10 protein-coding genes are annotated in these 12,634 nt (G+C 63.5%); 8 read left to right on the top strand and 2 right to left on the bottom strand.

Annotation, left to right across the window (positions count from 1 at the left end; genetic code table 11):
• Positions 1-4 precede the first annotated feature (4 nt).
• The 7 genes from IFT98_RS05580 to IFT98_RS05550 all read left to right on the top strand — a co-directional run bounded on the left by IFT98_RS05580 (position 5) and on the right by IFT98_RS05550 (position 8,085).
• Positions 5-1,279 carry a glucarate dehydratase gene (locus IFT98_RS05580; protein WP_192047690.1) on the top strand — a complete coding sequence of 425 codons (1,275 nt, stop codon included), beginning with the start codon at positions 5-7 and terminating at the stop codon, positions 1,277-1,279.
• Positions 1,280-1,674: 395 nt separating this feature from the next.
• The gene (locus tag IFT98_RS05575) at positions 1,675-2,589 is read left to right on the top strand and encodes a glutamate/aspartate ABC transporter substrate-binding protein (RefSeq protein WP_122476338.1); all 915 of its coding nucleotides are present in this window, start codon (positions 1,675-1,677) and stop codon (positions 2,587-2,589) included.
• Between the two features lie 84 nt (positions 2,590-2,673).
• A complete protein-coding gene (locus IFT98_RS05570) occupies positions 2,674-3,420 on the top strand; it encodes an amino acid ABC transporter permease (protein WP_122476340.1) in 747 nt (248 codons plus the stop codon).
• The gene (locus tag IFT98_RS05565; RefSeq protein WP_163007425.1) at positions 3,417-4,085 is read left to right on the top strand and encodes an amino acid ABC transporter permease; all 669 of its coding nucleotides are present in this window, start codon (positions 3,417-3,419) and stop codon (positions 4,083-4,085) included. The genes IFT98_RS05570 and IFT98_RS05565 overlap by 4 nt, the downstream gene beginning before the upstream one ends.
• Positions 4,082-4,816: an amino acid ABC transporter ATP-binding protein gene (locus IFT98_RS05560; RefSeq protein WP_122476344.1), complete on the top strand. Its 735-nt coding sequence runs from the start codon at positions 4,082-4,084 to the stop codon at positions 4,814-4,816. The genes IFT98_RS05565 and IFT98_RS05560 overlap by 4 nt, the downstream gene beginning before the upstream one ends.
• A gap of 63 nt (positions 4,817-4,879) precedes the next feature.
• Complete coding sequence (locus IFT98_RS05555) at positions 4,880-6,769, top strand: sensor histidine kinase (RefSeq protein WP_192047689.1); 1,890 nt, start codon at positions 4,880-4,882, stop codon at positions 6,767-6,769.
• Positions 6,766-8,085, top strand: coding sequence for a sigma-54-dependent transcriptional regulator (locus tag IFT98_RS05550; RefSeq protein WP_192047688.1), 1,320 nt, complete (start codon positions 6,766-6,768; stop codon positions 8,083-8,085). Before IFT98_RS05555 ends, IFT98_RS05550 begins: the two co-directional genes overlap by 4 nt.
• Before the next feature lie 25 nt (positions 8,086-8,110).
• Here IFT98_RS05550 and IFT98_RS05545 read toward each other — a convergent pair whose 3' ends face one another.
• Together IFT98_RS05545 and metE are read right to left on the bottom strand one after the other, a co-directional pair.
• Positions 8,111-9,103, bottom strand: a complete 993-nt coding sequence (locus IFT98_RS05545; protein WP_192047687.1) for an alpha/beta fold hydrolase — start codon at positions 9,101-9,103, stop codon at positions 8,111-8,113.
• A 118-nt stretch (positions 9,104-9,221) separates the two neighbouring features.
• Complete coding sequence (gene metE / locus IFT98_RS05540) at positions 9,222-11,531, bottom strand: 5-methyltetrahydropteroyltriglutamate--homocysteine S-methyltransferase (RefSeq protein WP_192047686.1); 2,310 nt, start codon at positions 11,529-11,531, stop codon at positions 9,222-9,224.
• 106 nt (positions 11,532-11,637) lie between these two features.
• Between metE and metR the strand changes: the two genes are divergently transcribed.
• The gene (gene metR / locus IFT98_RS05535; protein ID WP_043193202.1) at positions 11,638-12,555 is read left to right on the top strand and encodes a transcriptional regulator MetR; all 918 of its coding nucleotides are present in this window, start codon (positions 11,638-11,640) and stop codon (positions 12,553-12,555) included.
• Positions 12,556-12,634: the final 79 nt, after the last annotated feature.

Genomic DNA, 12,634 nt, shown 5'->3' with positions numbered 1-12,634 from the left:
CCCTGTGAAGATCAAACGCGTAACCGTGACGCCTATCGCTTTCCGCGACCCGCCATTGCTCAATGCCAGCGGTATTCACGAACCCTATGCCTTGCGCTCGATCATCGAGGTGGAGAGTGACAACGGCTATGTCGGGCTGGGCGAAAGCTACGGCGACGCACCGGCGCTGGCCATTCAGATGGCCATCAAGGATCAACTGCCGGGCCTGGACCCGTTCAATCTCAACGGTCTGCGCCAGATCGTCGCCAGCACCGTCGCCCGACACAAGCCCGCCAGCGTGAGCGGCGCAGAGCTGGCCCCTGGCTCCCATGCCAGCAAGGCGGTGACCAACGCCTATTCGGCATTCGAGGTAGCGTTGCTCGACCTTCAGGCGCGTTCGCTGAACCGGCCGCTGGTGGATCTGCTCGGTGGCGCGGTGCGTGACGAAGTGCCGTTCAGTGCCTACCTGTTTTTCAAGTATGCCGAGCACGTCGACTCGCCCTACCCTGCGGACAACTGGGGCGAGGCCTTGAACGAGGAGCAGATCGTCGCCCAGGCCAGGCGCATGATCGAGCAATACGGTTTCAAGAGCATCAAGCTCAAGGCCGGCACCCTTGAACCCGAGCGCGAGGTGGCGTGCATTCTGGCGCTGAAGAAAGCCTTCCCCGACCACCCGCTGCGCATCGACCCCAACGGCAACTGGTCGCTGGAAACGTCGATCCGCATGGCCGAACTGCTCGGCGACAGCCTGCAATACTATGAGGACCCCTGCCCCGGGCTGGACGACATGGCCGAATTGCACAAGCGCACAGGGCTGCCGTTGGCGACCAACATGGTGGTAACCGATTTCGCCGAGTTCCGCCGCAGTGTAGAGCGCAACAGTGTGCAGATCGTGCTCGCCGACCATCATTACTGGGGCGGCCTGCGCGATACCCAGGTATTGGCCAGCATGTGTCACACCTGGGGCCTGGGTGTGTCCATGCACTCGAACTCGCACCTGGGCATCAGCCTGATGGCCATGGCCCATGTGGCGGCGTCGGTGCCGAACCTGGATTACGCCTGTGACACCCACTATCCGTGGCAGGAGCCGGACGAAGAAGTGATCAAGGGCGGCAAGCTGCCGATCGTCGACGGCTGCGTGAAGATCAACAAGACACCGGGGCTGGGGCTGGAACTGGATCGCGACCAGCTGGGCATGCTGCATGAACAGTTCCTGCGCTGCGGGATTCGTTCTCGCGACGATGTGCGGCAGATGACCAGGTACAAGCCAGACTGGAAAGCGGTGAAGCCACGATTTTGAAACCAACCCTGAAGCGGTCATCGGCCACGAACGCACCGCCATAACCCTGACACACCGCGCCGTCTACTTCGCGGCCACTGACCGCTCCCACGGTTTGTCCCGACCCCTGTGGGAGCGGTCATCGGCCGCGAACGGCGCACGCGGAAGGAAGAGACAGCCGGAAATCCGTTTTCCCAGTCCACCCGTATTCGGTTTTCCGAACGACCTACTACTCATCCGCCCTACGCAAACACCAGAATTTCCATGCCCACCAATGACTTGCTCGCAAACCCCGCCCTTGGCACGACTCATGCTCTACACTCTTCAACGAAGCCGGCACCTACCCAGCCGCCGGATTTCGCTGTACCCCGAGGGCCTGCGGGCTCGATAAAAAAAACAAAGTCGAGGATTCATTGATGCGTATCGTTCCAAAACTCCTGAGCGCCGCCATTGCCGCCGCGCTGATCAGTACTCCAGCATTGGCTGCCGAACTCACCGGCACTCTGAAGAAAATCAAGGATTCGGGCACCATCACCCTCGGTCACCGCGACGCATCCATCCCCTTCTCGTACATCGCCGATGCGTCCGGCAAGCCGGTCGGCTACTCGCACGACATCCAGCTCAAGGTGGTCGAGGCCCTGAAAAAGGACCTCGACATGCCCGACCTGAAGGTCAAGTACAACCTGGTTACCTCGCAGACCCGTATTCCTCTGGTGCAGAACGGCACCATCGACCTGGAATGCGGTTCCACCACCAACAACGCCGAACGCGCCCAGCAGGTCGATTTCTCCGTGGGCATCTTCGAGATCGGCACCCGTCTGCTGAGCAAGAAAGATTCGTCCTACAAGGACTTCGACGACCTGAAAGGCAAGAACGTCGTCACCACCGCCGGCACCACCTCCGAGCGCATCCTCAAGTCCATGAACGCCGACAAGCAGATGGGCATGAACATCGTCTCGGCAAAAGACCACGGCGAGTCCTTCCAGATGCTCGAATCGGGCCGCGCCGTCGCCTTCATGATGGACGACGCCCTGCTCGCCGGCGAAATGGCCAAGGCCAAGAAGCCTACCGACTGGGAAGTGACCGGCACGCCGCAGTCCTATGAAATCTACGGCTGCATGGTGCGCAAGGGTGACGAGCCGTTCAAGAAAGCGGTCGACGATGCGATCAAGGCCACCTTCGCCTCTGGCGACATCAACGGCATCTACGACAAGTGGTTCAGTCAGCCGATCCCGCCAAAGGGCCTGAATCTGGGCTTCCCCATGAGCGACGAGCTCAAGGCGCTGATCGCCAACCCCAACGACAAGCCGGCTCCCGACAAGAAGTCGTAAGCACCACCCTGCCTTCACTCGAGCGCCGCCCGGCGTTCGAGTGAAAGCCTGTGCCCGTGAATCAATTTCCGAGGGGTATTCCCCATGAATTACAACTGGGACTGGAGCGTCTTCTTCAAGTCCACTGGCGTCGGCAGCGAGATCTACCTGGATTGGTACATCTCCGGCCTGGGCTGGACCATCGCCATTGCCGTGGTCGCCTGGATCATCGCCCTGCTGCTGGGCTCCGTGCTGGGCGTCATGCGCACCGTACCGAGCCGCTGGGTCTCGGGCATCGCGACCTGCTACGTCGAACTGTTCCGCAACGTGCCGTTGCTGGTGCAGCTGTTCATCTGGTATTTCCTGGTCCCCGACCTGCTGCCCGAAGGCATGCAGGAGTGGTACAAGCAGGACCTCAACCCGACCACCTCGGCATTCCTCAGCGTAGTGGTGTGCCTGGGCCTGTTCACCGCGGCGCGTGTCTGCGAGCAGGTGCGTACCGGTATTCAGGCGCTGCCCCACGGTCAGGAATCGGCCGCCAGGGCAATGGGCTTCCGCCTCCCGCAGATCTACTGGAACGTGCTGTTGCCGCAGGCCTACCGCATCATCATTCCACCGCTTACCTCCGAATTCCTCAACGTGTTCAAGAACTCGTCGGTGGCATCGTTGATCGGCCTGATGGAATTGCTGGCGCAAACCAAGCAGACCGCGGAGTTCTCGGCCAACCTGTTCGAGGCCTTCACCCTGGCCACGCTGATCTACTTCACCCTGAACATGAGCCTGATGTTGTTGATGCGCGTGTTCGAGCGCAGACTCGCCGTGCCTGGGCTGATCTCCCTGGGAGGTAAATGATGGACTTCAGTGGAATCATTCCGGCGTTGCCGGGCATGTGGAACGGCATGGTCATGACCTTGCAGCTGATGGTGCTGGGCGTCATCGGCGGCATTGCCCTGGGCACGGTGCTGGCCTTGATGCGCCTGTCTTCGAACAAGCTGCTGTCGCGCTTCGCCGGTGCCTACGTCAACTACTTCCGCTCCATTCCGTTGCTGCTGGTCATCACCTGGTTCTACCTGGCGGTGCCTTTCGTGCTGCGCTGGATCACCGGCGAAGACACTCCGGTCGGTGCCTTCACCTCGTGCCTCGTGGCGTTCATGATGTTCGAGGCCGCGTACTTCTGTGAAATCGTGCGGGCCGGCGTGCAGTCCATCTCCAAGGGCCAGATGGGTGCCGCGCAAGCGCTGGGCATGAACTACGGTCAGACCATGCGCCTGATCATCCTGCCCCAGGCGTTCCGCAAGATGACCCCGCTGCTGCTGCAGCAGAGCATCATCCTGTTCCAGGACACTTCGTTGGTCTACACCGTGGGCCTGGTGGACTTTCTCAACTCGGCGCGCGCCAGCGGCGACATCATTGGCCGGGCCAACGAATTCCTGATCTTCGCCGGCGTGGTGTACTTCCTCATCAGCTTCAGCGCCTCCCTTCTGGTCAAGCGTCTGCAAAAAAGGTTAGCCGTATGATCTCCATCAAGAATATCAACAAGTGGTATGGCGACTTCCAGGTGCTCACCGATTGCAGCACCGACGTCAAGAAAGGTGAAGTGGTCGTGGTGTGCGGGCCCTCGGGTTCGGGCAAGTCGACCCTGATCAAGTGCGTGAATGCATTGGAGCCTTTCCAGAAAGGCGACATCGTGGTCGACGGCACGTCCATTGCCGATCCCAAGACCAACCTGCCCAAGCTGCGCTCGCGCGTAGGCATGGTGTTCCAGCATTTCGAGCTGTTTCCGCACCTGACCATCACCGAAAACCTGACCATCGCGCAGATCAAGGTGCTGGGGCGCAGCAAGGAAGAAGCCACCAAAAAGGGCCTGCAGTTGCTCGAACGCGTCGGCCTCTCCGCCCACGCCCACAAGCATCCCGGCCAGCTGTCCGGCGGCCAGCAGCAGCGCGTGGCGATTGCCCGCGCCCTGGCCATGGACCCTGTGGTCATGCTGTTCGACGAGCCGACTTCGGCGCTCGACCCGGAAATGGTCAACGAAGTGCTCGACGTGATGGTGCAGCTGGCCCACGAAGGCATGACCATGATGTGCGTGACCCACGAAATGGGCTTTGCCCGCAAGGTGGCCAACCGGGTGATCTTCATGGACCAGGGACAGATCGTCGAAGACTGCCCCAAGGAAGAATTCTTCGGCGATGTCAGCGCGCGGTCCGATCGCGCCCAGCAGTTCCTCGCCAAGATCTTGCAGCACTGATGACCGGCCGTCCTGCGCCCGCCCTGCCGGGCGCAGGACGCTGGCTGCTTGAAGGCGACTGTGATGAAATGCCTGCCCGCCACAAAGCCTGACCTGATCGTGAAGCCCCGCCTGATTCGCCAATTGTTCCTGCCGCCGCTGATCCTGCTGTTGACGCTGGGCCTGGGCTACGTGGGTTTTCTGGTCAGCGAGCACAACAGCATTCGCGCCCTGAGCGAGAACGGCGAACGGCAGCTTGAACTGCACGCGCGCGCCGTCGAAAGCGAGATCACCAAGTACACCTACTTGCCCAGCCTGCTGGAACTCGAAGACAGCGTCTCGACCCTGCTCAACGAGCCCGACGGCGAGCACCGCCAGGCCGTCAACGATTACCTGGAAGGCCTCAATCGTCGCAGCCGCAGCCGCGCCATCTACGTGCTCGACACCACCGGCCGTGTACAGGCCACCAGCAACTGGCGCGATGCCGACAGTTTTCTCGGTGAGGACCTGTCATTCCGCGGTTATTTCCAGGCCGCCATTCGCGGCCAGCCCGGGCGTTTCTACGGCATCGGCAGCACCACCGGCGAGCCCGGCTATTTCCTCGCCCACGGCCTGGAGGAGCACGGCAAGCTGATCGGCGTGGCCGTGATCAAGGTGCGCCTGGAAGCACTGGAAGAGCGCTGGCAGAAGGCTCGCCTGGAGGCCTTCGTCAGCGACGAGAACGGCATCATCATTCTTTCCAGCGATCCGGCGCGGCGCTTGAAGTCGGTGCGCCCGCTGACCCCGGAAATCAAGGAGCGCCTGGCGCGCAGCCTGCAGTACTACTGGTGGCCGCTCAACGAGCTCGAACCGCTCGCCCGCCAGCGCCTGGCCGATGGGGTGGAGTTGCTCACCTTCACCACCCACACCGACAAGCCAGGCAAAGACATCGACGTCACCTACCTGTCGCAGTCGCGGCGCCTGGCCGACACGCCCTGGCGCTTTACCCTGCTGACTTCCATGCAGGATCTGCGGCACGAAGCCATCGTGCAGGGCGTGCTGGTGGCCGTGGCCTTCGCCTTGCTGGCCTTCCTGCTGATTGCCTGGAACGAGCGACGCAAGGTGCTGGCTACCCGCCTTGCCGCGCGTGAAGCGCTGGAACAGGCCAACAGTCATCTGGAGCGGCGCATCGCCGAGCGCACTCAGGACCTGCGCGCCAGCAACGAACGCCTCAAGGGTCAGATCCGCGAACGCCGCCAGGCCGAGGAAACATTGCGCAAGGCCCAGGACGAATTGGTCCAGGCAGGCAAGCTGGCCGCCATCGGCCAGATGTCGACCAGTATCGCCCACGAACTCAATCAACCGCTGGCGGCCTTGCGCACCTTGTCGGGCAATACCGTGCGCTTTCTGGAACGCGGCGCGCTGGACACGGCCAGCACCAACCTGAGCACCATGAACGAGCTGATCGACCGCATGGGGCGCATCACCGCCAGCCTGCGCTCTTTCGCCCGGCGCGGCGACGACAAGGGCCAGGCCAGCCTGAGCAAAGCGCTGGACGGTGCGCTGCAGGTGCTCGCCAGCCGCATCGAGGCCAGTGGCCTGAGCGTGCAGCGCAACTGTAGCGAGATGCAGCTGGCGATCGACCAGACCCGCCTGGAACAGATTCTGGTCAACCTGATCGGCAACGCCCTGGATGCCACCGCCGGCGAACCGCAGCCGACACTCTGGCTGGAGGGGCGCATGGAGGGTGAGCGCTACGCCGTGCAGGTGCGCGACAACGGCCACGGCATCGACGTCGAGACACGCAAGCATCTGTTCGAGCCCTTTTTCACCACCAAGCCCGGCGACCACGGCCTGGGGCTGGGGCTGACCCTGTCCGCCAGCCTGGCGGCGGCCGCCGGTGGCAACCTGGCCGTCGAGCACCCCGCCGACGGTGGCACCACTTTCATTCTCAGCCTGCCGCTCGCGGCAGCGTCGCCCAGCGAGTCGCCATGAACGCCTTGACCGTCCTGATCGTCGAAGACGACCCCCACGTACTGCTCGGCTGCCAGCAGGCGCTGGCGCTGGAAGACATTCCCAGCCAGGGCGTGGCCAGCGCCGAGGCCGCGCTGGCCTGCATCGGCGACGACTTTGCCGGTATCGTGGTCAGCGACATCCGCCTGCCCGGCATGGATGGCCTGGAACTGCTGAGCCAGCTGAAAGCGCGTGACCCCAGCCTGCCCGTGGTGCTGATCACCGGCCACGGCGACATTTCCATGGCCGTGGGGGCCATGCGCAGCGGCGCCTATGACTTCATGGAGAAGCCCTTCTCGCCCGAGCGTCTGGTGGACGTGGTGCGCCGCGCGCTGGAGCGACGCGGCCTGGCGCGCGAGGTCAGTTCGCTGCGCCGGCAATTGGCCGAACGCAGTTCGCTGGAAGGCCGCATCATTGGCCGCTCGCCCGCCATGCACAACCTGCGCGAGCTGATCGCCAACGTCGCCGACACCTCGGCCAACGTGTTGATCGAGGGTGAAACCGGGACCGGCAAGGAACTGGTCGCCCGCTGCCTGCACGATTTCAGCCGGCGCCAACCGCAGCCATTCGTGGCACTCAATTGCGGCGGCCTGCCGGAGCAGCTGTTCGAAAGCGAAATATTCGGCCATGAAGCCAATGCCTTCACCGGCGCCGGCAAGCGCCGCATCGGCAAGATCGAGCATGCCGACCAGGGCACGCTGTTTCTCGACGAAGTGGAAAGCATGCCGATTGCGTTGCAGATCAAGCTGCTGCGGGTATTGCAGGAGCGCACCCTGGAACGCCTGGGGTCGAACCAGAGCATTGCCGTCGACTGTCGCCTGATCGCAGCCACCAAGGCCGATCTGGACGCGTTGAGCCGACAGAACCAGTTTCGCAGCGACCTGTATTACCGCCTCAACGTGGTGACGCTGGAACTGCCGCCGCTGCGCGAGCGCCGTGAAGACATTCTCGAGCTGTTTCAGCATTTCCTGCAGATGGCCGCCCTGCGCTTCGACCGCGAGCCGCCCGAGCTCGATGCACAAACCTTGTCGCGCCTGATGAGCCATGACTGGCCCGGCAACGTCCGCGAGCTGCGCAACGTGGCCGAGCGCTACGCGCTGGGTTTGCCGGCGTTCAAGAAAAACGGTGCAGCGACCGTGGTCAGCCTGGGCTTTTCCGAAGCGGTGGAAGCGTTCGAGCGCAACCTGCTGACCGAAGCCCTGCAGCGCACGGCAGGCAATCTCAGCCAGGCCAGCCTGGAGCTGGGCATGGCCAAGACCACCCTGTTCGACAAGGTCAAGAAATACGGGCTGAACTGAGAGGCCCTCCCCGACACCCAGTCGGCTACAACCCCGCCAACACCCCCTCGCGCTGGCGCTGCTGCGCCAGATACGGCAGGACCGCACCCAGCAGCGGCGCCTTGAACGCTTCCTGGAAACGATGCGCCAACCCCGGTATCAGCCGCAACTGACTGCCTTGGATATGCGCCGCCAGATGCACCCCATGCATCACCGGCAACAGCGGATCGGCCGTGCCATGCACCACCAGAGTCGGCACCCGCAGCCGATTGAGCAACGCCACTCGGCTGGGCTCTGCCAGGATCGCCAGGATCTGCCGCTGCCCCCCTTGCGGATTGAACGCCCGGTCGTATGACATCTGCGCCTGATGCAGCAGTTCGGCACGGTCATCAGCGACGTGCGGGTTGCCCAGCGCCGCCAGCAAATCGGCCTGCTGCTCCAGCGCCACTTCACGGTTCGGTGCACTGCGCTTGGCCAGCAACTGCAGCAACGCCGGGCGCGGCTCGGGCAGGCCCGGCGCACCCGAGCTCGACATGATCAAGGTCAGGCTCTGCACCCGCTGCGGCGCACGATCGGCCAGGTGCTGGGCGATCATTCCGCCCATGCTGGCGCCCAGCACATGGAAACGCTGCACCTGCAGGAAGTCCATCAGCCCCAGTGCGTCGTCGGCCATGTCGGTCAAGCTGTACGGGGCCGACACCGCGAAGCCCAGCTTGTAGCGCAGCACCTCGAATGTCAGGTTGGCCGACGGCGGCGCCTGTGACCAGGTGGACAGGCCCACGTCGCGATTATCGAAGCGAATCACCCGAAAACCCTGCTCACAGAGGGCACTGACCACCTCGTCGGGCCAATCGATCAACTGTCCACCCAGCCCCATCACCAGCAACAGCGCCGGGTCCTGCGGACGTCCGATACTTTGATAGGCCAGGCTGACCTGAGCCAGTGGAGCGTGTTGAAGCGGAACATCGACATCGCAGCGCGCAGCTGCAAAAACCCACTGCCCGCACAGCAGCGCGGCCAGGAACACCCATAGACGCATGACTTACACCAGAACGCAGAACCCCATTGAGGCGCAAGTCTGATGACTTTTCGTACGGCGCGCTGCCACACTTCCATGACCGTTTGATGAACTCCGCCATACGGTATGTCGTTCGATGTCAGGCCAGCCGCTGACGGGCCTGGCGCGCCGCCGCCACCATGTTGACCAATGCCGCTTCGGTTTCGGGCCAGGCACGGGTCTTGAGCCCGCAATCGGGGTTGACCCACAGCCGTTCGGCCGGGATGCGCGCCGCGGCCAAGGTCAACAGGCGCAGCATCTGCTCGGTGTCAGGCACTTGCGGTGAATGGATGTCGTATACCCCCGGACCGATGTCGTTGGGGTAGTCGAAGGCCTCGAACGCCTCCAGCAACTCCATGTCCGAGCGCGAGGTTTCGATAGTGATCACATCGGCATCCATGGCAGCGATGGCCTGGATCACGTCGTTGAACTCGCTGTAGCACATGTGCGTATGAATCTGCGTGGTATCGGCTACGCCACTGGAGCACAGGCGGAACGCCTGCACGGCCCACTCCAGGTAGGCTGGCCATTGCGCTCGGCGCAGTGGCAGCCCCTCGCGAAACGCAGCTTCGTCGATCTGGATGATGCGCACCCCAGCGCGCTCCAGATCCTGCACTTCGTCGCGAACCGCCAGGGCCAACTGCCGGGCCTGGGCTTCGCGAGGCAGGTCTTCGCGGGCGAACGACCACGCCAGCAAGGTCACCGGGCCGGTCAGCATGCCCTTGACCCACTTGGCCGTCTGCCGCTGGGCGTAAGCGATCCAGTCCACGGTCATGGCCTGGTTGCGGCTGATGTCGCCGTAGATGACCGCAGGCTTGACGCAGCGCGAGCCATAGCTCTGCACCCAGCCGAACCGCGTCAGCAGATAGCCGTCCAGTTGCTCGGCGAAGTATTCCACCATGTCGTTGCGCTCGGCCTCGCCGTGCACCAGCACATCCAGGCCCAGGCGCTCCTGGACCTGGATCGCATGGCGAATCTCGCAGTGCATGGCATCGGTGTAGTCGTTGGCCGAGAGCTTGCCGGCCTTGTAGGCCTGGCGGGCCAGACGAATCGACGCGGTTTGCGGGAAGGAACCGATGGTGGTGGTGGGAAACGCCGGCAAGCGCAATTGCGCGCGCTGGACTTCGATGCGCGTGGCGAAGGCCGAAGCGCGCCGGCTGTCGGCAGCCGTGACCGCAGCCAGACGCGCTTGCACGGCAGGCTTGTGAATGCGCGGCGACTGCATCCGGCTGGCCTGCACCGCCTGGCTCTGCGCCAGGGCCTGGCGTACCTGCGCAGCGTCGGGCGTATTCAGCGCCTGGCCAAGTACGGCGATCTCCTCGCACTTCTGCACGGCGAAGGCCAGCCAGCCTTTGATTTCGGCATCGAGCCGGTCCTCGCGGCGCACATCGACCGGGCTGTGCAGCAGCGAGCACGAGCTTGCGACCCACAGGTTGGCACCGAAGCGCTCGCGGGCCTGGTGGAGCGACACCAGCGCCTGCGCCAGATCGCAGCGCCAGACGTTGCGACCGTTGACCACCCCGACCGACAGCACCTTGTAGGTCGGCAGGCGGTCGAGCACCGCAGGCAACTGTTCGGGTGCGCGCACCAGGTCGACGTGCAGGCCGTCCACCGGCAGGCCCACAGCCAGGCCAAGGTTGTCGTCCAGGCCGCCAAAGTAGGTCGCCAGCAGCTTCTTGAGCGGCGAATACTGAAGGATGTGATAAGCGCGCTCGAAGGCGTTCTTCCATTCCTGGGGCAGATCCAGACACAGGATCGGTTCGTCGATCTGCACCCACTCGACGCCCTGCCTGGCCAGGCGCGAGAGGATTTCACCGTACACCGGCAGCAGTCGTTCGAGCAGATCGAGTTTGTCGAAGGGCTGCCCCTTGGTCTTGCCCAGCCACAGGTAGGTGAGCGGCCCGATCAGCACCGGCTTGACCTTGTGCCCCAGGGCAATGGCTTCGTCGACTTCCTCGAACAGTTGTTCCCAGCTGAGCAGGAAGCGCTGGTCGACGCTGAACTCGGGCACCAGATAGTGATAGTTGGTATCGAACCACTTGGTCAGTTCCAGTGCGTGCTGCGTCTGGCCTGCTTCAGCGTTGCAGCAGGTGTTGGCACCGCGGGCCATGGCGAACAGCGTATCGAGCGTGGGCCGGCCGTCGCTGCCCAGGGCCTTGGCGAATCGACCGGGCACCGCGCCGAAGGCCAGCGAATGGGCGAGCATCTGGTCATACCAGGCAAAGTCGCCTACCGGCAGCAGCTCGAGACCGGCCTGCGCCTGCAACTGCCAGTGACGGGCACGCAGCTCGCGTCCTGCAAGGCGCAGCCCCGCTTGGTCGATGTCGCCTTTCCAATACGCTTCGAGCGCCTTCTTGAGTTCGCGGTCGGCGCCGATGCGAGGAAAGCCGAGGGTGTGGGCCAGTGCCATGGGTGAAGCTCCTTGTAAATGATGGCGCCATTGTCGACAACCTGAGCAACATGAGGCAAACTCAATCTTTTCGTGTTGATCACAAGTTCTGCTCATGGAGACCCCGGTGCTCGAAATCCGTCACCTGAAAACCCTGCACGCCCTGCGCGAGGCCGATAGCCTGGTGGAAGCCGCCGAGCGCCTGCACCTGACCCAATCGGCGCTTTCTCATCAGTTCAAGGAGCTGGAAGAGCGCCTGGGCCTGCAGTTGTTCGTGCGCAAGACCAAGCCGATCCGCTTCACCAGTGCCGGACTGCGCCTTCTGCAATTGGCAGATGCCACCCTGCCGCTGCTGCGCGGTGCCGAGCGTGACATCGCCCGGCTGGCCGGCGGCACGGCGGGTCGGTTGCACATGGCCATCGAATGCCACAGCTGCTTCCAATGGCTGATGCCGACCATCGACCAGTTCCGCGATGCCTGGCCGGAAGTGGAACTGGACCTGGCTTCCGGCTTTGCATTCGCACCACTGCCAGCCCTGGCACGTGGCGACCTCGACCTGGTGGTCACCTCGGACCCGCTGGAGCTGCCCGGTATTACCTATGTGCCGCTGTTCACCTACGAAGCCATGCTGGCGGTGGCCAACCAGCACGCGCTGGCAGGCAAGCCTTTCATCGTGCCGGAAGACCTGGCCAGTGAAACACTTATCACCTACCCGGTGGAGCGCGATCGGCTGGACATCTTCACGCGCTTCCTGGAGCCGGCCGATATCGAGCCGGCGCAAGTGCGCACCTCGGAACTGACGGTGATGATGATGCAGTTGGTGGCCAGTGGCCGAGGCGTGTGTGGCATGCCCCACTGGGCGTTGCACGAATACAGTTCACGGGGCTATGTGAAGGCCAAGCGCCTGGGCGACAAAGGCCTGTTCGCAACGCTGTACGCCGCGGTACGCACCGACATGCTCGACGCTCCGTACATGCGTGACTTTCTGCTGACCGCCAAGGACACCTCGTTCTCGACGCTGGACGGTGTCAGCGCGGTCCGCTGAGCGCCTGTTGCAGAAACGCTGCGCAGGACTATTCAGTCCGGCCTATCTAAGTAGCGCCCTGTCCTCCCGTGCAAGGTTC

Source organism: Pseudomonas sp. CFBP 8770 (genome assembly GCF_014841705.1).
GTDB lineage: Bacteria > Pseudomonadota > Gammaproteobacteria > Pseudomonadales > Pseudomonadaceae > Aquipseudomonas.
The sequence above is the reverse complement of the archived record's forward strand: the minus strand, read 5'-3'. Positions and strand labels throughout refer to the sequence as shown.

Coding starts and splice junctions, on each gene's coding strand:
- IFT98_RS05570 (WP_122476340.1), top strand. CDS start 2,674: ATGAATTACAACTGGGACTGGAGCGTCTTCTTCAAGTCCACTGGCGTC.
- IFT98_RS05550 (WP_192047688.1), top strand. CDS start 6,766: ATGAACGCCTTGACCGTCCTGATCGTCGAAGACGACCCCCACGTACTG.
- metE (WP_192047686.1), bottom strand. CDS start 11,531: ATGGCACTGGCCCACACCCTCGGCTTTCCTCGCATCGGCGCCGACCGC.
- IFT98_RS05555 (WP_192047689.1), top strand. CDS start 4,880: ATGAAATGCCTGCCCGCCACAAAGCCTGACCTGATCGTGAAGCCCCGC.
- IFT98_RS05560 (WP_122476344.1), top strand. CDS start 4,082: ATGATCTCCATCAAGAATATCAACAAGTGGTATGGCGACTTCCAGGTG.
- IFT98_RS05575 (WP_122476338.1), top strand. CDS start 1,675: ATGCGTATCGTTCCAAAACTCCTGAGCGCCGCCATTGCCGCCGCGCTG.
- IFT98_RS05545 (WP_192047687.1), bottom strand. CDS start 9,103: ATGCGTCTATGGGTGTTCCTGGCCGCGCTGCTGTGCGGGCAGTGGGTT.
- IFT98_RS05565 (WP_163007425.1), top strand. CDS start 3,417: ATGATGGACTTCAGTGGAATCATTCCGGCGTTGCCGGGCATGTGGAAC.